The 22,694-nt window shown below is 38.0% G+C and carries 22 protein-coding genes and 1 pseudogene; 3 read left to right on the top strand and 20 right to left on the bottom strand.

Features of this window, described 5'->3' with window-relative positions; all coding sequences use genetic code 11:
* Positions 1 to 98 precede the first annotated feature (98 nt).
* Positions 99 to 308, top strand: coding sequence for a hypothetical protein (locus OZ002_RS09415; protein ID WP_016628075.1), 210 nt, complete (start codon positions 99 to 101; stop codon positions 306 to 308).
* Between the two features lie 397 nt (positions 309 to 705).
* Here the strand turns inward: OZ002_RS09415 and OZ002_RS09410 are convergent, their stop codons facing one another.
* From OZ002_RS09410 to OZ002_RS09390, 5 genes are all read right to left on the bottom strand, one after another.
* On the bottom strand, positions 706 to 1,803 hold the full coding sequence (locus OZ002_RS09410) for a PTS fructose transporter subunit IIC (protein WP_002331628.1): 1,098 nt from the start codon (positions 1,801 to 1,803) through the stop codon (positions 706 to 708).
* Position 1,804: 1 nt separating this feature from the next.
* Positions 1,805 to 2,131, bottom strand: a complete 327-nt coding sequence (locus tag OZ002_RS09405) for a PTS fructose transporter subunit IIB (protein ID WP_002306076.1) — start codon at positions 2,129 to 2,131, stop codon at positions 1,805 to 1,807.
* Positions 2,132 to 2,143: 12 nt separating this feature from the next.
* A complete protein-coding gene (locus tag OZ002_RS09400) occupies positions 2,144 to 3,013 on the bottom strand; it encodes a ketose-bisphosphate aldolase (RefSeq protein WP_002331630.1) in 870 nt (289 codons plus the stop codon).
* 15 nt (positions 3,014 to 3,028) lie between these two features.
* Positions 3,029 to 3,478: a PTS sugar transporter subunit IIA gene (locus OZ002_RS09395; RefSeq protein WP_002293614.1), complete on the bottom strand. Its 450-nt coding sequence runs from the start codon at positions 3,476 to 3,478 to the stop codon at positions 3,029 to 3,031.
* 94 nt (positions 3,479 to 3,572) lie between these two features.
* Positions 3,573 to 3,794, bottom strand: coding sequence for a CAT RNA binding domain-containing protein (locus OZ002_RS09390; RefSeq protein WP_016628078.1), 222 nt, complete (start codon positions 3,792 to 3,794; stop codon positions 3,573 to 3,575).
* A 1,077-nt stretch (positions 3,795 to 4,871) separates the two neighbouring features.
* Here OZ002_RS09390 and OZ002_RS09385 point away from each other — a divergent pair.
* Positions 4,872 to 5,138, top strand: a complete 267-nt coding sequence (locus OZ002_RS09385; protein ID WP_231596133.1) for a hypothetical protein — start codon at positions 4,872 to 4,874, stop codon at positions 5,136 to 5,138.
* A 289-nt stretch (positions 5,139 to 5,427) separates the two neighbouring features.
* Entirely contained in the window at positions 5,428 to 5,886 is a 459-nt protein-coding gene (locus OZ002_RS09380) for a hypothetical protein (RefSeq protein ID WP_252703934.1), read from the top strand.
* A gap of 423 nt (positions 5,887 to 6,309) precedes the next feature.
* On the opposite strand, the gene OZ002_RS09375 is transcribed toward OZ002_RS09380, so the two are convergent.
* From OZ002_RS09375 to OZ002_RS09305, 15 genes and pseudogenes are all read right to left on the bottom strand, one after another.
* Positions 6,310 to 6,633 carry a hypothetical protein gene (locus OZ002_RS09375; RefSeq protein WP_086324531.1) on the bottom strand — a complete coding sequence of 108 codons (324 nt, stop codon included), beginning with the start codon at positions 6,631 to 6,633 and terminating at the stop codon, positions 6,310 to 6,312.
* A gap of 585 nt (positions 6,634 to 7,218) precedes the next feature.
* Entirely contained in the window at positions 7,219 to 8,232 is a 1,014-nt protein-coding gene (locus OZ002_RS09370) for a sugar kinase (protein ID WP_002291132.1), read from the bottom strand.
* A gap of 10 nt (positions 8,233 to 8,242) precedes the next feature.
* A complete protein-coding gene (gene dagF / locus OZ002_RS09365; protein ID WP_002306070.1) occupies positions 8,243 to 8,983 on the bottom strand; it encodes a 2-dehydro-3-deoxy-phosphogluconate aldolase in 741 nt (246 codons plus the stop codon).
* A gap of 13 nt (positions 8,984 to 8,996) precedes the next feature.
* Complete coding sequence (locus OZ002_RS09360; RefSeq protein WP_325083176.1) at positions 8,997 to 10,094, bottom strand: DgaE family pyridoxal phosphate-dependent ammonia lyase; 1,098 nt, start codon at positions 10,092 to 10,094, stop codon at positions 8,997 to 8,999.
* The gene (locus OZ002_RS09355) at positions 10,078 to 11,190 is read right to left on the bottom strand and encodes an amidohydrolase/deacetylase family metallohydrolase (protein ID WP_156249110.1); all 1,113 of its coding nucleotides are present in this window, start codon (positions 11,188 to 11,190) and stop codon (positions 10,078 to 10,080) included. Before OZ002_RS09355 ends, OZ002_RS09360 begins: the two co-directional genes overlap by 17 nt.
* Positions 11,191 to 11,198: 8 nt before the next feature.
* The gene (locus OZ002_RS09350; protein ID WP_156249109.1) at positions 11,199 to 12,287 is read right to left on the bottom strand and encodes a DUF871 domain-containing protein; all 1,089 of its coding nucleotides are present in this window, start codon (positions 12,285 to 12,287) and stop codon (positions 11,199 to 11,201) included.
* 25 nt (positions 12,288 to 12,312) lie between these two features.
* A complete protein-coding gene (locus OZ002_RS09345) occupies positions 12,313 to 13,653 on the bottom strand; it encodes a PTS sugar transporter subunit IIC (protein WP_325083173.1) in 1,341 nt (446 codons plus the stop codon).
* A 543-nt stretch (positions 13,654 to 14,196) separates the two neighbouring features.
* Complete coding sequence (locus OZ002_RS09340; RefSeq protein ID WP_104856035.1) at positions 14,197 to 14,898, bottom strand: GntR family transcriptional regulator; 702 nt, start codon at positions 14,896 to 14,898, stop codon at positions 14,197 to 14,199.
* A gap of 107 nt (positions 14,899 to 15,005) precedes the next feature.
* Positions 15,006 to 16,448, bottom strand: a complete 1,443-nt coding sequence (locus OZ002_RS09335) for a glycoside hydrolase family 1 protein (RefSeq protein ID WP_325083172.1) — start codon at positions 16,446 to 16,448, stop codon at positions 15,006 to 15,008.
* A 13-nt stretch (positions 16,449 to 16,461) separates the two neighbouring features.
* The gene (locus OZ002_RS09330; protein ID WP_123849886.1) at positions 16,462 to 18,327 is read right to left on the bottom strand and encodes a beta-glucoside-specific PTS transporter subunit IIABC; all 1,866 of its coding nucleotides are present in this window, start codon (positions 18,325 to 18,327) and stop codon (positions 16,462 to 16,464) included.
* Positions 18,328 to 18,447: 120 nt separating this feature from the next.
* Positions 18,448 to 19,299: a BglG family transcription antiterminator LicT gene (licT, locus tag OZ002_RS09325; protein WP_156249108.1), complete on the bottom strand. Its 852-nt coding sequence runs from the start codon at positions 19,297 to 19,299 to the stop codon at positions 18,448 to 18,450.
* A 311-nt stretch (positions 19,300 to 19,610) separates the two neighbouring features.
* Entirely contained in the window at positions 19,611 to 20,324 is a 714-nt protein-coding gene (locus OZ002_RS09320) for a class A sortase (protein ID WP_002317959.1), read from the bottom strand.
* A 67-nt stretch (positions 20,325 to 20,391) separates the two neighbouring features.
* Positions 20,392 to 20,718: a nucleotide pyrophosphohydrolase gene (locus OZ002_RS09315; protein ID WP_002291148.1), complete on the bottom strand. Its 327-nt coding sequence runs from the start codon at positions 20,716 to 20,718 to the stop codon at positions 20,392 to 20,394.
* A gap of 121 nt (positions 20,719 to 20,839) precedes the next feature.
* Positions 20,840 to 21,094: pseudogene (locus tag OZ002_RS09310) on the bottom strand (winged helix-turn-helix transcriptional regulator); the annotation flags it as partial.
* A 294-nt stretch (positions 21,095 to 21,388) separates the two neighbouring features.
* On the bottom strand, positions 21,389 to 22,642 hold the full coding sequence (locus tag OZ002_RS09305) for a GHKL domain-containing protein (protein WP_325083170.1): 1,254 nt from the start codon (positions 22,640 to 22,642) through the stop codon (positions 21,389 to 21,391).
* Positions 22,643 to 22,694 lie beyond the last annotated feature (52 nt).

Below are 22,694 nucleotides of genomic sequence, written 5' to 3'. Positions count from 1 at the left end.
TATTTTATAGATAAAACAAAAATAAATAACGTGTTTTCATCGATATGAAATGACTTACTTATAGGAGATACTGGGATTTCGTCCTATATGCCAATAACGTGTATTATTTTAAACAACAAATACTTGTTTCTTTTATGAACGAAAAAATCATTTTGTTCTCGTGTTATGTTTCACTGATAAATGATGTTTCTCTAAATAAAAAAGCCGACGAACTAAACGATCAAAATTTGATCATTTTTGTTCATCAGCTTCTCCTAAAAATCTTTTTGTTAACGATAAATAGCTGGATTTGTAAAAATATCACTTGAATCGTCACTGCTGGAAGAAAATTCAGTGATAACCGCACCTGTTGCGCCTGCCTGGAACTAGTGTTTGATATTGGGCTCGATCGTGTACTGATCTCTAGCATGAAGAATAATTTCTTTTTTTACTGTATAATAACTTTCTTTCCTTTTTGGAATAGTACAGGAAAGTTTTTTTGTTTCCTTTCCTTCGACATAAGGTATACCAGACCTTTTCGACAACGAAAGGTTCTCATTTTTCCTTCATCGTCATTTCAAGGAGGGTGCCGATGCTCTGGACAGTTTCGATCGCTCCTAAACCAAAATCTGTATATTCGATTCTTTCTAACTCTGATTCTTTCATACCATTCCTGCCTCAAGGTACATCTATTGTACTTTTTTCTTGTAATCCATTCTGCCTCTCCTAACTAATTGTCAAATCATCCCAAGATATGTCTTCTTCCTCTTTTTCTTCTTGGATGATTTCTGCATTCGGATCTACTGTTTTTTTCAATAATAAAATGGTTATTCCTGTGACAAAAGAACCAGCTAACAATGCACCAATGAATGCCCATGGTCTGGTCATCGTAGCGACTGCAAACATTCCCGATGCCGGAATACGGCTATCTGCGCCCCAAAGCATGCTTAATCCGCCACCTACTGCCCCACCGACTCCCGTTGCTATGACATTGCGTGCCAAGTCGTTCAATACGATAGGGAAACATCCCTCTGTGATCTGACAGATCCCCATAGGAAAAGCGGTCTTCAATGTATCGATTTCTTGACGATTGAATATATTTTTACGAATGATTTTCCCTAAGAAATAAGCGATCGTCAAGCCGAATGGGGTTACCATCGAAGCTAAAATCAATACAGTGATTGGTTCATAGATTCCTTCTGAAAACAAAGCAAACACAAAAGCAAATACTACTTTGTTGATTGCTCCACCGTAATCGATTGATGATAATACGCCAATTACTGCACCATATAAAAATAACGAAGAAGTATCTAAATTACTTAGATAACCTGTAACCATCTCTGTAATCCAATTAATAGGTGTCCCTATCACGTAATACATGACCAATCCTCCAATGAAAGAACTGAGAAATGGTAAAACCAGAGTCGGCATTAGACCATCCATCCATTTAGGTACTTTGATTCCTGCCGTTAGTCCAATAACAACTAATCCAGATAAATATCCGCCAACCATTCCACCTAAAAATCCCGCTCCAATCCCACTAGCGGTCATCCCAGTAATCAAACCAGGGGCAATACCAGGCTTATCTGCTATTGAATAAGAAATGGCACAGGAAACAATCATTGGTAATAAACCTAAACCATATCCTCCCATCGTTGTCATCGTATCTGCAAAAGAAAACCCATCTGTGAATGATTCAATAGTGACTCCATCCATCATATTCCCAATAGCTAGCAAGAATCCGGAAGCGACGACGATAGGTAAAAAGAAAGAGATCGCCGTCATTAAATGTTTTTTGAAGCCTATTGATTTCAGTATCTCCATCTTATTCCCCTTCCATTCTTTCATTCAGCATCTCTTCTAATTTTTCGATCATCTTTCTCGGAGATTTGACAACTAAACTAGTTGGTACTTCGACTACTTTTTTTCCACGAAAACGCTCTTTTCCGTTTACCTTGATATCTGCTGCAATAAGCACGACATCTGCAGCAGCAATGCACTTTTGCTCTAGTGGCTCTTGTGTTCCAGCAAGACCTTGTGTCTCAATCCAGATTTCATGTCCAAGGCTCTCTGCTGCTTGAAGCAGTTTTTCCTTTGCGATATACGTGTGTGCAATCCCCGCGGTACAAGCTGCGATTCCTACGATCTTCATTTTGTTGCCCCCTCACATATAGTATTTTGCTTTGCCATCTGATTGGAATAAATAAATTTTATCTAAAGCAACCTGTTTTGCAGCTTCCATACAAGGCGGAAACAGCATATTCGGTTCACGTATCTCTAAATCTCCTGAGTTCAAGATATCTCGGAGTTTTTCTGCGAATGCCATTTTGATATCACTGGAAATATTGATTTTATTTATTCCTAATTCTACTGCCTGACGAATCTCCTCATCTGGATTGCTTGATCCTCCATGAAGGACTAAAGGAATAGTAGTCAATGATCGAATCGATTCTAAAATATCGAAGCGAAGCTTGGGTTTGAGTTCTTTAGGATAGATCCCGTGGGCTGTTCCAATAGCGATCGCTAAACTGTCGATTCCGGTCTCCTCAATGAATGCTTGTGCTGTTAACGGATCCGTATAAATAATCTCGCTGACACCGCCTTCTACAGTATTACCTGTGTCTCCGATCGTCCCCAGCTCGGCCTCTACAGAAATACCAACAGCGTGAGCAGCTTCTACTATTTTTTTAGATAACATGACATTTGTTTCATACGATTGATGGGATGCATCGATCATAACAGAAGTAAAACCTAAGCGGATGGCATGAATAATTTGTTTGAATTCATCACCATGGTCTAAATGGATACATACGGGAATATCTGTCTGCTCAGCTGCATATTTCACTTGAGCGATGAAACTGTCTGCCAAAAATTTCAGTTCTTCTGGATGGATTGCAATCATAACAGGAGATTCTGCTTCTTCACAAGCTTCTATCACTGCGTTCAATAATTGCCCAGAACCTGCATTAAAGGCAGGAACGGCAAAGCTTCTCTCTTTCGCTACGGCTAGTATTTCTTTTCCTGTTATTAACATAAGTCATTATTCCTCCTAGTCATTTTGTGTCAATAATATATATAATTCCTCGATTGAAGCAGCTTTTTTCAGTTCTTTGATAAACCTCTCTCTTGCCAAAAGTACGGCAATCTTTTGCAAAAGCTGAAGATGCCCTTTATTTTTGTCACCTTCTTGTACAGCAAATAAAATCACGATTTCTACAGGACGATCATCTAATGTTTCCCATGGAATCGGATCCGCTAAAGTAGCAGCTGCGATCACTGTCTGCCGGACACTTGGTGATTTACCATGAGGGATAGCAATCCCTTGTCCGATTCCTGTTGCTCCTTCTGCTTCTCTTTGATAGACATCATCCAAGAAACTTTCTGTATCAGTTATTACGCCTTTATCTGTCATAAGTTTTGTTAATTCTTTTAAGATTTGGCGTTTCGTTTGTGCTTTTGACTGAATGATCAGCAACTCTTCATAAATGACTTGAGTCAATTCCAGCGGTATTTCCTCCCTTCAAAAAAACAGGCTTGACGCATTCCGCTGAAGCGAAATGGGTCAAGCCTGTTGAACAGTGACTCCCCGATTTTTAAATTTTTTGATAGACACTTTCCACATCTCTTTCATTGATTGGATCCCCGATTTTGCGTCCAAAGCCTATTCCTTTTTTGATCAACACCCACTCCCCTTCCTCTGATTTCGCAATGATAGCATTGTGATTCAAAATAGCGATCACTTGCATCGGTTGCTCCTCTCCTTTCAGCGATAGAAAACAGCCAAATAAAATCTGCTTCCATAATAAGATACGCAAAGGCTAGTTCCTTTGACGAAAAAACATCTTTTTACACTGACCGATTCTGCTGGCTATAGCTCTATTAAAAGCACAAGAGATCTTCGAACAGAGCAGTTTTATCTTCAGGTGTATGTTCAGACAAAAAAGGTATTGAACACAAACGTCCAATACCTTTTGCTCAGCAAATAAAACGCATACATTTTGTTAAAATTTCTCCTCTAAAGGGTAGATTTCTCCTTTTAGATTCGATACAATAAACAAGGTTGATGTATTTACATTGACTATGGCAAACTTGGACGGTCACGTGTGATGACTTTTCAAGGTCTCTGCTTCTAGCTGCCACTAGAAGCAGAGGTGCCTTTTTTATTTGGCTGTGTCTATCTGCCATTTATGATACTGATAGCGCCATCAGTAGTCAAGAAAAAACGAAAAAATACGAAAATGTGTACTGTTTTTCGGTCAGGTTTTTGTAAAAACAATATTTCTTATTCTTTTACGATCCATTCACGAAATATACTTGTTTCTAGTGCCCCTTCTCTTTTTTTCTTTCTTCTAACAGTCTCAAGATGAGAGGTACGACATTTCATTCATCCAAAACTTCTGGTGATCATACTTTTTTAGCCAATCCTTTTCCTGATTCTTGGCTACACCTTAAGTCAAAGCGCTACTGATAAGGACCTGCTTTTTTTGCTACATAATAATTTTTCTCCTCTTATGCAAATCTTATGCAAACACCGTAAACAAAGAAAAGTGTCGTGTGTTTAGCCATTTTGTTAGCTCCCCTCACAGTTTATAAAAAATTTATTCGCAAGAAACTTCAAGAGATACGTCTTAAGCTCCCTAAAGCTAATATTGTTAATGAAATTATAGAATTAGTGATTTATAGCTAGTCAGTACTCAACTCAGTATGTTGAAAAAGTATACTGGTATACGAACCACTTGATTATTTCCAAGAGTGGTCTATGATTAGGTTAAACGAACAGATAATGATCTTCTCTGCTAACTGAAGATAACTATCAAGTTCAAGAGTATTAAAGTATATACTACATTACTTATATTATATAGACACAATAAAAGTATTAAGGAGTGAAAGGTATGAAAAAGCTGGTATGGATTTATTCGGTAAACACAAGAAGGGGAATTCTTAAGAGTAGCGGAGCCGGTATGATCTGGAGTAGATCAAAGAAGCTTCAGGAACAATTACGTATAAAAGTTGAACCCGAATGGGACCTTTCAATCATTAGCTACGATATTACTACTGATATTCCCCAAGCTGATTTGATTATGTACAATGAAATGGATCAAGCTTATATGAATGATGAGATCAAAAAAATGGGCTTTCCATCCCTTATCAGGATTTAGCAACAGCTGACGTAGATAGCATTTTCGATAAGATAGAAGCCTTTTCGAAATATAATCATTACAAATTGAATGATCCTGTGTTATAGATCTTTGAGTTTATTACCACCATAGCAAACAGCTATTAATTTTTAGGGAATTTTTGTTACGCTACTAAAAAACGATTATTACCAAACTACTATTTAACAATCCTTATGTAAGTTATATTGGCCAGCTCCATATACTTATTTGAAAAGGAATATTGTTAGATACGGATTTTCTTTTTGAAAAATATAAAGAAAAAATACACTGCGTGAAAAAAAGAAAAAAACCATTAATTACATTAAAAGAAATGGTAGATGTAAATGAGGTCCCTATTTCCAAAATCTATAAAGATCAACTTGAAATGTTAAAAACCAATGTTGTTAACTCGATTTATGTTCGAAAAGAAAAAACAATAGAATTTCACCTATTTTATGTAGAAGACAACTCAAAAAGCAAAATATATTGTCAGTCATATGCAAAAAATCCAATCACACTCCCTAGGTTAAAGAAAGGAACAATTTATATTATATTCGAAGCATCACTGGGGATCATGGAAACAAATTGCAGTTTATTAGCTATTGACTTTAGAATCCAACAAGGAATCGAACAGGAACATTTAGATAATAGAGATATTTATTTTTTAGATTATGTTTCAACTTTGAAAATCGACATCTCTTTGAATCATACAGAAGACCGTAGTTCTGCTTGCAGTGTTCTCCTTTCATAATGGATGGAGGTTGTGACAGAAGTGGGTAGCTTCAAGAAATAAGAAGGAATTTACGAAAATTGCTTTTCAAATTTTTGTGAAATTTCGGCTTATTTTTCGAAGAAGTTACTTCTGGAACACCGTGTATCAGAGGTTGTGAAAAAGCTGCCCTGCATCAAGTAATAAGAACAGCCAAACAAAAATAGTTCCTCATATTTTACGTTTGGTTGAGCTTATTACCGCAGATGCAAGCTTTTGAACACCGTTTATTCGGAAAAAGGAACTGCGACAAGTCTTTTGTCACAGTTCCCTCTTAGCGTCATACTTTACGTTTATCTTTAAATTGATTTCTTTAGATTACATACGCTATATATCTACATGGTTGAGTTTTGTATGCTCTTATTAATAAATGATTTACAATTTTTGGAGACTTAAAAGCTTACTTTATATAAAGTAAGGCAATATAGTTGCTACTAGCAAAATAATATAGAGAAACAGTCCAAACAGATTTCTAGGATTGATAGTATACCCAAATCCCAGGCCCTTTTCAACGAATACCTCATGTTTTTTCGAAGGTTCTACGTTTATGAAACTAACAATAAGAATCCCTAATACAACAATAAATGAAATCAGCGGAAGAAAATCAAATTGGCTGTTTTTGAATATTGTATGTCTTAGAACTAGCATAATGAATACAATAACAACCAAAATACCTACTAAAAGATCATTTGCTTTCATTCCTTTGAGTTTCTTTTTTTTATTTTTCATTTTTTCTCCTCTTTTAATTAAGAATTTTATATCTTACATGGATTGTTTCAAATGGTTTTCTATTCAAAAGGGAATTTTAACACTTTCAATGATTTCATCATAGTTCTCTGCGTTTATTTGATGGCAGACTTAAATCTCCCCGTAAGATATGTGTGTTGATAAGTATATTCTAAGCTTACGATACTTTAAATCATTCCATTTATCCACCTCGATAATTTTTATAGTCCTCATTGTAACTATCAAACATTAATTACCCATGAATTTTGTTTAAGTTTACAAATAAGTTGGTTTGTTATCTGTATCGGTGTATATCAAAAATCTAACAGGGGGAAATTTGACTTTTTCCTATTTTAGTAAGATAGTATCAAACCTTCTCGAGTGTTTTCTTAGAATCTTCCAGCATACCTAGTGTAAAATTTTATGGTTACGGCCCTCATGTGTCATGTCTCTTTTTCTGTACTCTTCGTTATATGATTTTTTATTTGCAAAGACTCAAATAAAAGAAAAAACCCATGACCAAAATTCGTCATGAGCTTTTTTGATACTCGATGTAAGATAGTTTTTCACCTTGTCTGATTGGTATACTTAACGGATCAAGTCTGTTTCAGGATCATTCAGCAGACGCTCGACTTGTACTCTTGTCGTTAACGGAACATCTCCTTGGATCGAATGAGCTAATCGAGCATTTCCTAAGGCAAAATAAACGGTCTTCTGTAAGGACCACTTCTCAGAGAAACCGAGTAAGATTCCAGCAGCAAATGCATCTCCTGCCCCGATTCGATCAAGTACATCCAAGGGATAAACTGTTGTTTTCTCTGCTTCTTGTTGTGTGATCAAGTAACCACTTAACTGTTTTCTTCCATCCACACTTTCTCGCCTCGTCCCAGCAAACCACTGGATATCGTAGTGATTCATAAAGGACTGGATATAAGAAATAGGATCATGTTCGTTTTCTACATTGTCTGTTTCCTCCCACTGCACCAGTTCTGTCAGATCTCTAACTGAGCCAAACAAGATGTCGCAATAAGGTAACATTGAATGATAACGCTTCTTCATCTGTTCTTTTTTTCCATCTTCTTGATTCAAACTAGGACGATAATTGAAATCAAAACAAACTTTTTTCCCTGCTTTATGTGCTTGTTCTGCTAACTGGATAGCTGTTTCAGCCGTCTCATCAGATAAGCTTAAACTGATCCCGCAGATATGGATCAAATCGATCTCATCAATAAATGCTGCACAGTCATAATCCTCTATTACAGATAAACCAAATGAGCTATGTTTTCGGTTTTGATAAGTGACTTCTGTTGGGCGGACACCATACCCCATTTCTGCAAAATAAGTCCCGATGTGTTGATATTGATGGATCACATACTTCGTTTGGATACCTAGGCCGTTCAAATTAGTGAGTGCTGCTTTTCCTAGACGATTGTCTGGCAGAGCCGTCAGTAAATAACTTTCAACACCAAAATGGGCAAGGTTCCCTACTAGATTTACGCCAGTCCCTGTGTAAGCCATGCGTAAGGTATGGGTTTGTTCCAGCATCAAATGTTCTGGAGGCGTGAGTCGCAGCATGACTTCCCCAAATGCACCGATTTTCATTCTTCTCACCTTATTCCACGATTTTTTTCATCAATTGCAACAGTTGGCGTACCTCTTCTGGGCGTGTATTACCTGTATCCTTGTCGATAATTGCACTATATACATGAGGGATGACCTTTTTCACTCCTGCGTCTATTGCGATCCGTACGATTTCTTCCACATTATCAAGGTCGATTCCACCAGTTGGCTCTAAATAAAAATCATTGGCAGCACAAGCTTCTGCTAAGGCTTTATATTCTTTGATATGAGCAAGTCCCTTCATAGGAAAATATTTGATTGAGCTGCCACCCATATCTTTCAACAATCGAATAGCTGTTTCAAGTGTCACGACTCCTGCAGGTCCTTGTGAACTTAAAGGACCAGTTGCGATGTTGACATATCCTTCTTTTCCCGTGGGAGAAACCAAACCGTTGATGACCGTTTCTGTCTGTTTCAATACAGCTCGGGAAGCTCCTACTCCTGTAAAGACTTGATTGACATGCTGAGGCTGCAATACTTCGGCTAAACGAGTGACCATCTGGCTCTGGTTTGGGTCTCCCGCGCCTAGACCGATGGATAAGGCATTATTTGTTGCTTGCTGGTATTTTTTCATTTCTGCAATAGCTGTTTCGTCGTCAGAAAAGTTCTTTGAAAGAACCCCTAAAACAATATGGCCTTCCGCGGCCTCATAGCATTCTTTTGCGTTTTCTACAGAATTTGCTAACACATTTAGACATATCTTATCTTTTAAATAATTGGGACTTAATCTCATTCCTTTTTCTCTCCTAGTTCTTCAAGATTTCTTTTAAGCGATCGATGATTTTCTCCATCTCCTGTTGATTGACGGAACGGATATCAAATTCAATGATGCCGTTGTTTGCCTGGTATTCTCTTGTATAGATGGCAGGATTTTTTTCTTTCAATGCTTTAATCACTTGTTTAGCTGATTGATCCACTGAAACTTTCACACTTGCTCGATAGATTTCTCGACCTGCGCTATCTTGAACGATTTTGGCTTCCAAATGATCGATCTGATTGAGTTGTTCGATGAACGGTTGTAGTCTTTCTTTCATTGTAAGGCCAGACTCACTGCCTTTATTCAAATAGTCTTCCACTGCTTGGACAAAACCGAGAATATTTTCCTTTCCGATTTTCATGGAACGTCCGATTCCTTTTGATTGCATCCGAACCCATGAAACATAAGTTTTTTTTCCAATCACCATTCCGGCGCTTGGTCCTTCGATCGCTTTTGCCCCTGAATAAATAACTAGATCAGCGCCCAACTGCACATATTTTTTCAGATCTTCTTCTGCCGCAGCATCAACGATTAACGGAAGCTGGTGCTTTTTGGCAATCTGTGCTGCCTCTGACACGTCTAGCATACTTTTTTGTACCGTGTGATGGCTTTTTATATAGAGAATCCCTGCTGTTTCTTCTGTGATCATCATTTCGATCTGTTCCGGCGTACACATATTAGCGTAACCTGCTTCGACTACCTGACCGCCTCCTTGCTGTACCATGATTTCCACAGCCGTGCCGTAATCTACATTGTGTCCTTTTGGCAAAATGATTTGTCGTTTTTTGATGGATTCTGCATAAGGATGATAAAGGGGATACAGTTCTCCTTTACCTATAACAGCAGCTACCGATTGAGCGATTCCTGCAGATGCGGATGAAACGATCTGGACATCTTCTACTTCTAACAAATCGGCTAAATATTTTCCTGTTTGAATGCTTAATTCTTCCATCTCAAAAAAATGCTGGCCGCCAAAACGTTGCGCGTCAAGAACTGTCTCTGAGAGGGTCGAGACTCCTAGAATCGTCATTCTTCCTGAAGCATTGATTACTTTTTTCAGCTGAAATTTCTCATGATTCGCATGCATAACTTTTTCCTCCGATAATCGTTTGTACTGGTTTGATTTGCTGATTTGACTGTCTTTTCTCTCCATTAGAATCGATTAGTTCCTTAGGTTGATTGATCAATTCAAAAACAGTAAAATCAGCGTCAAAGCCTTCTTTGATTTGTCCCTTCGTCTTCAAGTGAAAATTCTGTGCTGGAACTTCCGTCACCTTTTCGATGATTTCTTCCCACGTATATCCGACAAGCCGCAATTTTTCCATTGTTGTGGCCAAATCGTAGACTGGACCGTTTTTACGATTACGAATATAGATGTCTGTGCTGATCGTATCTGCTTTTATCCCTTGGTGATAGGCGGTTTCTGCAACTTGGAAATTAAAACTATCCGTCCCGTGTCCAATATCGAAGATGATTCCTCGATTTTTTGCTTCTACAGCTATTTGTTTGATTTTTTTCGTTTCCTGTTCCAAGATCCCGTTTGTTTTTCCATTGAAACAATGAGTCATAATATCTCCTGATTCCAGTAAAGCTAAAATATCCAACAAATTTGGCGGAGAAGAACCGATATGAACCATCAAAGGAAGCTGATGGTTTTCTTTTTGTATCCTTTTTGCTAGCTGTAGCGGAGTGATGCCGTTTTGACCCACTACGCTCTTGCTCATCCGTGCTTTGAGACCAATAATGAAATCCGGCAGTTCCTCGATTTTTTGCTTTACCATATCAGCTTGGATCTTGTTTAGGTCTGCTAGTTCATCTTGTGCAATGATTCCCCATTTTGAGATATTCAAAAGCGCATAGACATTTGTTTTTGCCTGTTTGGCATGTTCATAAAAATCAGCAATGTTTTCTGCCCCAGTCGTCCCCGCATCGATGACTGTTGTCACACCTTTATTCACGCCGATTTGATCTGGATAATCATAATACAGGGTCATTTCTTCAAAACAATGAACATGATCGTCGATCCAACCAGCCGACAAATATTGCTGAGGGGTCAAGCTGATTTTCTGACGAGCTTTTTTTGTGATGAGAGGTGCAATTTCGCAGATCTTTCCTTTGGTTATCCCGATATCGAAGGTCATCCCGTTAAGCTTTCTTGCATTTTTAATGACTAAATCATACATAATCATTCCTACTTTTCTATAAATTTGAATTTAGACCATGGATGAATGAATGGTAGCAAGATCAATTCTTCTTGAATAATATGCCCTACTTTATTCTTTCGCGGATCACTGTGGGGCTCTAAAACGATTTGCAGTTCGTTTTTATATTTGCCAAAACGGTCATTTCCAACGACAACATCTCCTACGACAAATTCAAACTCGGTATCATGTGCTTTGTTTTCATATTTTTGATATTTTTTTCGTACTTCCGTTGATCGTATCACTTGATCTGTGATGTCCCCTCGACGAACATGCTGCTCTTCCAATACGATTTGCCGTTCCACCTCATTTATATTTGCAACAAACTCGACCCTAAAAACAGTCTGGTAACGATCCAAATGCCCTAATGACTTCAATTCTTCTTCACTCGCGTATGCGTTTCCAATAATTATATCATCAATTAGGTTTGTAGCAAACAAATGCTTGGCCGCTGTTTCTACAGAAAGATGGCGATGCATTTCTAAAGTAGGCAGTCCATCATTGATATCCCATGGTCCGATTGTACCTGATTGTGAGGTAATGAAGGCTGCCGTTCGAATACCGTTTTTTTTGAATCGTTCACTACTAGATTGGAAAAAATGATACGGTAAACCGGTTCCTTCTTGCGGATAAAAATTGTGACAGCCATATAGAAAAGATGTATTCGCCTGATGTGTCAAGATATTTTCTAGATAAGCGACATCGTTACTCATATTCAACTCGATGGCCAATTGATAAGGATTAAAAGTCAAAAGTGCTTCTTTTTTTCCATCAAATCCTAAGTCTAAACGAATACCATCTGCTCCTAATTTATGGAAGAATCCTAAATCGTCATAAGAAATATTCAGTTGTTCAAAAATAGCGGGCGAAACATCTAATATCGTTTCAAATCCTCTCTCTTTTGCAAAAAAGATCAATTGCTGGAATTTTTTCTGAACAACTTCCGGATCTTCCGAGATTTCAAGCATACTCATAAAAATCCTGCTGAATCCGTATTGATGGGCTGTTTCGATATACTCACGATCTTTTTGAGGATCACTGTGGTCTGGGTAAAGGGAAATGCCTAATGAACGTTTCATGATTTGTTCTCTTCTTTCTTTTCAATTATAGTCGTTCTTCGGTGACGCCATCTGTCAGAGTGAGATCTGCTTGCTCTTTCGCTTGCTCCTCTGCTTCTCTGGCTAATTGCTGTTTTTCAAACACTTTGAAGAATGGATAATAAATAGCCAAAGTAATCAAGAAATTACCAATAACCAATAATCCTGCTGCAATATTCCAGTTCGTGCTCATCCAAGCAGCAATTGGCGCAGGCATCGCAAACGGCAGACGCGCAACCATCATTGGCACGACACCACTGACAGTAAGAATATAAGACAGAGTCGTCGTCACGAGAGGTGCAAGAATAAATGGAATCCCTAAAACTGGGTTCATCACTACTGGTGCACCAAAAATCATTGGTTCATTAATATTGAACAAACCCGGCAAAATGGACAAACGTCCTAAGCTTTTTAAATACTTAGATTTAGAAAACATGAATAAGACGACTAACGCAAGAGTGGTTCCTGCTCCGCCAATCCAAACGAACCATTGTAGAAATTGTTCAGTGAAAATATTCGGCATGGCGTGAGCACTTGTCCCTGCATTAAACGCATCAATGTTTTCAGCAATCGAAATATCCCAAAACGGACGAATAACCGGACCCATGATCGCTGGGCCATGGATTCCTAATACCCAGAAGAAACAAATCAGGAAGACAGTCAAAAGACCGCCAAACAAGCTGTTACCCGCTAATACACCTTTTAAAGGCATAAGTAGTTGACTCAAGAATCCATTTAAATCGAACCCAAGCATATGGCGGATGATCCAAAAGAAAATCAAGATAACTGCTCCTGGTATCAATGCCACAAAAGAATTTGTTACTTCCGGCGGTACACCATCTGGCATTCTGATGGTTATTTTTTTCTCAATAAAAAACCGGTAAATTTCTACTGAAATAATTGCTGTCACGATAGCTCCAAATAATGAGCCCGAGCCTAGATTAGCAATGTTGATGTAACGTCCGGCTGTGACTTCCACCATATCTTCTAAAATACGTGTAGGAGGAGCTGCCACGATCAGAAAAGACATTAATGCCAAAATACCTGCTGTTAGGGAATCGAGTCGATAGCTTTTCGCCAAAGAAGAAGCTATCCCAAATGTCGCATAAAGAGCAAGGATACCAACAGTATAGCGAAAAGGAATATCTAATATCTCACGGTATGGCTCAATGACTGCTGCAATCGATTCAACTGGGATGTTCAGTAAAATTGTAAAAAATGATCCTACGATTGTCAGTGGCATAGTGGCAATGATTCCTTTTCTAATGGCAGTCATATGTCGCTGAGTACCAATACGATTGGCTACGGGCATGATTTTTTGTTCGATAATTCCTATAAATTTATCCATCTTCTTTCTTCTTTTATAACATTATAATGTTTACAAATGAATAGTAACACACTTCTCTGTTAATTGTAAACGCTTTTCTAACAATCTCTCCTTCTTTTGCTGTTTTCTTTTTAGAAAGAAAAGGAGATATGACAAAAGTCGTGCCACACCCCCTTATCCAGAATAAATGGTAATCCAGAAACAGCCGTGTATCTGCGGTAATAAGTCCAACCAATTCAAAAACATGAATAGCTGTTTTTTGAAATTGTTCCTTGTGACTCAGAGCTGAAGGGCAAGTTCACGACCTCTCCACTAAACGGTGTTCAAAAGCCAGTTTCTCGGTATTAAGCCAAATTTATGCAAAAATGTAGAAAGCCATTTTCACAAAATTTTTCTTAATACTCGAAACTAAGCGACTTTTTCACAACCTCTTCCTTAAACGGTGTTCAAAAGCTTGCATCTGCGGTAATAAGTCCAACCAAACGAAAAATATGAGAAGCTATTTTTGTTTGGCTGTTCTTATTACTTGATGCAGGGCAGCTTTTTCACAACCTCTTTTTTTATTTATGTTTCATAATCAATATGGTAAGGATGCAGCTCCGTATGGTAGACCGCCTCCGAATATTCAATCATTTCCCCAATTTGCGTAGACGATTTCCGTATCCGTTTGATGCCGATCTGTGCGTTTGTTTTCAGAATTCCTTGTTCTTCTTCTGTTAAAAATACTGCAGAGAAATCATCAGAAAATGAGTCAATAGTATATCCTTTTTTCGTCAGCAAACGATACAAAGATTCTTTGCCAAATTCTTCTCTGCTGAATTGCATCATTTCTTGTGGAAGATAATGGACAAAATAAATATAAGGCTGATTGTTCAAATAATATAAGCGCTTAAAACAAACAGCTTGCTCACCGAAAAAGGAAAACAAAGGATCTTCCTTCTTTATATGGACCAATTGCAAATCCAGCGTTTCTTTCCGGACTTCATATCGGGAGTTCTCCAAGATTTGCGTAAAGCTTGCCGCTTTGGATAATCGATTGTAAGGACGATTGCTTAGAACCGTCGTCCCACGACCACTTTTCTTTTCGACATATTCATCTGATGCCAGCAGTTCGATTGCCTTTCGGACAGTGATTTTGCTGACTTGAAACAGTTCTTCTAATTCACTTTCTGTCGGCAACATCGAACCGACTGGATATTTTCCTGAGAAAATATCTTCTTTAATTTTATCTGCGACTTCCAAGTATAGTACACGTGTCCTTTTCATAACGTCACCCTTTGCTTTACTATTACTAAAAGAATAGCACATAAAAAATAAAAAAAGAACACAAATCACATGTGAGAAGTGTGTTCTTTTTCATTCAGCTGCTTTAATTACAAGTTTACGCCATTTGAGGCAATTACTTCTTTATACCAATCAAAAGATTTTTTCTTTGATCGATTCAGTGTCCCATTTCCTTCATCGTCTAGATCCACATAGATAAAGCCGTAACGTTTACTCATTTCTCCTGTTGATGCACTGACAAGATCGATACATCCCCAAGGCGTATAGCCCATCAAATCTACACCGTCTGCTACTGCATTAGCCATCGCTTCGATATGACGACGTAAATAATCGATCCGATAATCATCAATAATCGTGCCATCCTCTTCCATATGATCAATGGCTCCAAGACTGTTTTCAACAATGAATAATGGTTTCTGGTAACGATTGTATAATTCATTCAATGCGATTCTCAGCCCTTCTGGATCGATCTGCCAGCCCCATTCACTTGCCTCAAGAAACGGATTTTTTACTCCTCCCAGCAAGTTCCCTTCTGAAGTTGTTGCTTGTGGATCAGTCTCATTGATTGCCGTAGACATATAATAACTAAATCCGATGTAGTCCACTGGATATTCTTTTAGCAACTGGAAGTCTTCTTCCGTTTGCTCTAATTTTTCCGGATCGACTCCATATTTTTTATGGGTACGCGCTGTGTATGCAGGGTATTCTCCACGTGCTTGGACATCCGTGCAGAAAAAATTGAATTCTTGGTTTTGGATCATTGTTGCTGCCTGATTGACTGGATTGGCATCGATGCTGTAAGTTGTTGCATAGATAATCATGCAGCCGATTTGGATATCCGAACGCAATTCGTGGCCGATTTTTACGGCTTTGCTACTTGCAACGAATTGATTATGCCATGCTTGGAAAATATTTTGGTACTCTCCTGCTCCATTGCTTTTTACTAATCCTTGACTTAAAGCTGGAAAGTGAAAGGCCGAATTGATTTCATTGAAAGTCATCCAATATTTGACTTTACTGCTGTATCTCTCTAATACTGTCTGAGCAAAACGTTCATAGAAGTCGATCAGTTTCCGATTTTTCCAGCCACCATATTCTTTTGCCAAATGAAGAGGCATTTCGTAATGAGAAATCGTGATCACAGGTTCAATATCATATTTTAAGCACTCATCAATCAGCTGATCATAAAATTCTAATCCCGCTTCGTTAGGAGTACCTTCGTCTCCATTTGGAAAAATTCGTGTCCAGGCAATCGAAAAACGATAACATTTGAATCCCATTTCCGCAAACAAGGCAAGATCTTCTTTGAAACGATCGTAATGATCGATTCCTCGATGATTCGGGTAAATATATTTTTCTTGATCAATCGTCCAGTCAAATTCTTCACTGCCGATAATCGCAAAGCGCTGCTTACCTCCAGGCATAGCATCTGCAACGGATAGCCCTTTTCCGTCTCGATCATAAGCCCCTTCTAATTGATTGGCAGCAGTTGCTCCACCCCATAAAAATTTTTCTGAAAAACGTGATTGCATCCTGATTTCCTCCTTATTTTACAATTGCTAGAACATCTTCGTTTGCAATAATCTCTTTTTGGTCTAATTCAAGTATATCGGCAAATGCATCAGTATTCGTAATGACAACTGGAGTGATTACGCTATAGCCAGCTGCTCTAATTGCTTCGATGTCAAAACGAATCAATAAATCTCCTGCTTTGACGAGATCCCCTTGTTTGACTAAGATCTCAAAGCCATTCCCATTTAATTCTACTGTATCCATCCCGATATGAATCAAAATCTCCGCTCCGTCAGTCGTTGTGATCCCTACAGCATGTCCAGTTGGGAAAATAGTCGTGATCTCTCCGTCTGCAGGTGCAACTAGTTCTCCTACTTCTGGATCAATAGCGATACCTTTTCCCATCACGCCAGAAGAAAAAACTTGGTCTGGTACTTCACTCAATGGCAGTACTTTACCCGTTAAAGGACTTTTTAAGGTATGCCGTGCTGAAGTAATCGGTTCTCCTGCATTCGCATGTTTGTTTTCTAATTGATTGTCTTGTGTTTGTTCGTCAAATCCTAAAATCAATGTACCTACGAATGCAAGAACAAAAGCAATTCCTGTGGCTATTACTGCTACTGTCACATTTGACTCTACACCATCCACCGTACTAATGAAAGTCGGAATCGTCAATAAGCTGACCAAACTGCTGGAGAAAGCTTTTACTCCAGAAAATCCGATAATAGCTCCACCAATACCTCCAGAAATACAAGCGGCAATGAATGGTTTCTTCAACGGTAATGTCACACCATACACAGTTGGTTCAGTGATTCCAAATAACGAAGTCACTGTAGAAGAAATCCCTAATGCTCGAAGTTTCGTATCTTTTGTTCGCAATGCTACAGCTAAAGCAGCCCCACCTTGTGCCAAGATGGCTGGAAGAAGCATTGGCATCAATACATCAAACCCATATTGTTCGATATTCAAGAACATGATTGGTACGAATCCCCAATGCATGCCGAACATCACGAATACTTGCCATAAACTTCCCATGATCAGACCTGCTACGATTGGACTAAATCCATAAATCGAGTTGAAGAGACCGCCTAAAGCATTACCGGCAACCGTCCCGATTGGTCCTAAAGCAAGAAATGTCAACGGAACCATCACTACTAAAACGACAAGCGGAACTAAAATCATTTGCAGAAATTGCGGAATCACTTTTTTTACGAATGGCTCTAATTTACTTTGAACCCATACGGCTAGAATGATTGGTATGACAGAAGAAGTATAACCAGATGGTGAAAGAATCACTGGGATCCCAAAGAAACTGATAGCTTTTCCCGCACCAGCAACTGCTGTGATAGCTGGATACACAAGTGCCATAGCAATTGCTACTGCTAAAAACTGGTTGGCCTTGAACTTTTTAGCTGCTGTAAAAGCAAGCATGACAGGTAAGAAGGTAAAGACACCATCTGCTGCAGCAAACAATATTTGATAAGTACCGCTATCAGCTGTCAGCCAGCCCATCACCGTTGCCAATGATAAGAATCCTTTCAATACCCCGGCGGCTGCCATCGCCCCTAGAAAAGGTGTAAATATACTAGAAATGATATCAATTAGACGATTCAAAATATTTTTGGACTCTTCTTTTCCATCCTCCGAAACTGCAAGACCTTCCTCATCCACGATCGATTGATAAACATCTGCTACATTACTGCCAATCACTACTTGATACTGACCGCCACTTTGTACGACTTGGATCACGTCCGGGTCTTCTTTTAACTTTTGCGTATCTGCTAAAGATTCATCTTTTAATCTGAATCGCAACCGCGTAGCACAATGTACTAAACTTTTGACATTCTTTTGTCCTCCTACCGCTTCCCATACACGACGACCAACTGCTTGATTATCCATTGTTTTTTCCTTCTTTCTTTTTTATTTAAAAAATAAAAACCCAGATTGAAAAAAACAGTCACAAACATTTGTGAACCTATTTTTTCAATCCAGGTTTTGCCTGCCATACAGTAACAATCCTTATGATTGGATGCTTTTTTTCTCACTTACTACTCTTTGAATATGAATCGTTAAATAAATCTGCTCTGCTATTCCCATTTCCTGTTTTTGCGTTTGTCGAAGGTACTCATTGATCCGTTCGACACAATGAAACGCTTTTGGATATTTTTCTTGAACTAATGCGTAGAGAAACTCATCTTGTTCGTCAGATCCTTCCCCTTTGAGATAACGCTGGGCAAAAAACTGCAGATGAGTAATGATACGCTGATAATTCAAAGATTCTTCATCGAACACGATGCCGAAGAATTTACTGATGATACTCAGTATATCTCTTACCATTGTGGTAGCGGTCATCGTCACTTGCATGTCTTCGTTTCCTTGCTGGCTATTCACAAAATGAAAGGCAATAAAACCGGCTTCATCCTCAGAAAGTTCCACACCAGTCTTTTGTTTCACGAACAAAAGAGCCTCTTTCGCTGCTTGATATTCTTTCGGATAAAATTTTTTTGTTTCAAATAATAATGGATTAGGCAGTTGGATATTTTCTTTTGCTCGTGTGATTGCATAATGAAGATGATCGGTCAACGTCAGATAAATATTAGGCGAAAATTCAACTTTTAGTTTATCTTCAGCTTGTTCTACTACTTGCTTGACCCATTCGATCTCCTCTGCCGGAATATCAGCCATCAGCTGCTGGAATTGGTTTTTAGCAAAAGAATCTCTTAAAACAAATTCTTTTTGGACCGCTTCTGGCGAAATCTCGTCCCCAATCTTTTTTTGAAAAGCTAGTCCTTTTCCCATACAAACGACTTCTTCCCCGAATCCATTTTTCGAAATGACGACGTTGTTATTCAAAATTTTATCAATTTTCATTTTGCTTCGCCCTCTCAAGAAAAATAAAAAAACCTAGAATTCACCTACTGTTTCTTAGCTGAATTCTGGTTTTGCCTGCCGTACAGTAACAATCCATTTCTTATTCAAAATCATCATACCATCGAACTTTCACTTATGCAAGCCTTTTCATATAAAAAAATAAAAAAAACTGGAACACAAATCTATCTAGAAAACAACCAAATCAGAGATGCACCTCTTTGCGTTCCTCTTTTTTTCAGCAAATCGGTTTTTCCTTATCGATTCATATCCTTTGGCTGTTTTTGATCTGTAACGACTTATGTCCCAGTATCCTAAAATGTTTTTGTCTCTAGATTGAAAGCAGTTCTCATATCATCTGTCGCATCTTTTATCGGTGTAACACTTTCCAGTTCTCCTTGTACAACTAGTCGCGTGACGGCATCCATGTCGCCACAAGTAATTAGTGTGACAATTTCTTTTCCCTCGACTTCATTCAGTAATTGGGTATCTGTAGGAGCAACTTTTTCTTTAAAAAATGTTTTGTATGTATACACATTTTCTAAATCTGTCAAATAGATCTTGGCACCCATCTCTAAATTTTCCAGCGGTGTAAACAGCAATTCAGGGTTCGTTGCACGATGGCTTGCTAAGGCATAATTTCCTTTTCCCATTTCTTGATCTGGAGATAATGTTCCTGCTCCGTAAAGTAGTGACGTATTATCCAAGCCTTTGAAAATCGGTAAATTGATTGAAACTGAAGGGACTGCGATACTAGCAATCACTGGTAGATCTGTTCCTCTCATCTGCGACCTCATGACCCCTTCTGTCGTCATTGGTTCTACCGCATCAAAGTCAAAACTGACATCTTTATCGTTATTCTTTTTCAGATCTTCTTTTGTTACATTCGCTATAGCATATTTATCTCCTGTCTCTCTGACAAGATAATCCTTGATCTGTTCATTGAAAATCAAAGCTAGTCCTACTAATAACAAGAGGAACAAGAGGATATTGACTAGCCATCTTTTTGCTTTTCCTTTTTTTTTCATTTTCTCTCCCTCCAGACTCATTTTACTGTTTTTCTTTTGCTCTTTCCAACAGCCGAATGACACATTTCTACAACTCTGTGTATTTTTTTCGTACACCTGCGCTTTTTTCTACAGGATATTTCAAATTATTTTTGATCAATTTTTCTTCAATGATCTCATCTAGATCCAGCTGAAGGTTATCTGCCATCATGTATGAATAGATCAATACATCCGCCAGTTCTTCTTTGATTCGTTCTAATTGTGTTTCTTTTACTTCTTCCGGCGTTTTCCATTGAAAAAGTTCTAACAATTCAGATGCTTCCAAAGAAATAGAGATAGCCAAATCTTTTTCGTTATGAAATTGTCGCCAATTACGTTCATCTCTAAACTGGTTGACTTTTTCCATGCTATTCATTTGCTTGCCTTCTTCCAATCATTTCTTACTTGATTAATCATACCATTTTTTTACATAAAAAATAGATGATGCTTTTAAAAAAACTCCTGTTTTCTTTTATTTAAAATAAATGTCATAGAAATCAGTAATTTAGGTAGCCACCATGTGTATGCAGTAATGTGACTTCTTCCCCTGAGGCTTTTTGTTTTTCGATACGTTCTTCTCCCCAAACAGACATCGCTACTAGAATCTCTCTTAATGATTTTCCTTCTTCGGTGAGCGAGTACTCTACTTTAGGCGGGACTTGGTTATAGACTTTTCGATGGACAATGCCATCTTGTTCTAACTCTCTTAACTGCTGGGTCAGCATTTTTTGTGTGATCGTAGGGATTTTCTTGCTTCTCCACGCCTAAAATAAGCGATATTGCTCTTCCCTTTATCTGGTGTAAGCAAAGCAGTTAGCATTTTGACGATCGTGGGTTCCGCTTTTCACTTCTTATCTACTTAGTATCACGAAGTATACTTTCGTACTAATACTAAGTAGCGGAAGTGTCAACTACTTTGTTTAACTACATAGCAAAAGAAACAGAAGGGTGACAACGGTCATCACGCTTCTGTTTCTTTTGAATATGCTGTGTTGTTGTCTCTATCTCCGTGTAGACTTTCCTCAAGCTTATCCTTTGACAATAAGTCAGTAGGCTGATTTGCTCTTTCTAGATGCCAGATACATTTCTACAAAGAAACAGTGATTCTGCTTTGAAAAATCGATTTTTAGTTCTGCATTTTCGTAAACATCCAGCATTTTTTTCGCACTGTATAGACCTAACCCGCTATTTTTTTTAGAGGTTTTTCCTCTTTTGACCATCTCCGATAGCGTCAAATTCGTTGGATTTGCCTTGTTCGCTATACTAAAACGTAATCCCTCTTTTTCTTCCAGCAAATTGATCGTAATCGGACTCTGATCGGCTACACGATGATCGAATGCGTTAGAAATAAAAATAGATAAACAGCGAATAAAAACAACCAGATCAATCGGGATTGTTTTCACTTCGACAGGAATAACTACTTGGATCGGGATTTTCTCCGATTCTGCTTTTTCTAGAAATTTTAAAAAGACACCCCTGACAGCTAGGGATACAATATTTGTTAGCTGTTGTATTTGCGGTTTTTCAAAAATAGCTGCAGAACGATCTTCTAAGATTTCTAAAAATTCCAACGTTTCTTTTTTATTTTCCTGAAGAGTAATTTTTAATGAAAACAGTAGACTTTTATAATCATGTTTGAATTCCTCTAGATGATGGTAATATTCTTCATTTATTTGATACAGTTGAAGCGATTCCTGATGTTGTCTTTCTTTTACTTGGAAACTGATCAACATAATGGAAAAAAACAAAGAAAAAAAACTGATGACTATCGACAAAAGAGATAGAAGCAGATAATTAGATGAGCGGAAGTGAACACTTCCCAATACCAAGTAAATCACGCCCCAGCTTAATAAAATACAAATACCTCCAAAATAGTGTTCAGTTGGATAAGTAAAAAGCAAGTTGAGAAATCTCGTCTGTTTGTCTATACTTTTTACTAATAGATAGAAAATAAATGCGATAAGTAGTGCAAAAAAACTTGCTGTTCCAAGATGTCTCTTTCCTAAATAATCCATCAGATCAAAAACCAGAAAAAAGCTGAGTCCAGTGATAGCAAAAAAAAGATTACTGATCAAACAGCTGATAAACAGGTTTTTCGTAGTAAAATAAAAAAGAAACATCAATAATAAGCCAACTAGGTAAGGAAAGCTCACTTTAGGGATAGGAAGTAAAAGTGTCACCACCATCAAAGCTATACAACCAAAGCTGTTTTTTACTAGCAGTTGTTTCGAAAAGAATAAATAGATACCTAAATCTAAAATCAAAGTAAAGGTCAAATAAAGTGTCACTGTTGCGACCATCTTATTCCTCCATTGTTTTGTTTCAAAATGTACACATATTTTTTTAATAGGA

The sequence above is a fragment of the Enterococcus sp. E4-150 genome (assembly GCF_035726465.1).
Lineage (GTDB): Bacteria > Bacillota > Bacilli > Lactobacillales > Enterococcaceae > Enterococcus_B > Enterococcus_B faecium.
This window is presented reverse-complemented; position numbering and strand designations above follow the sequence as displayed.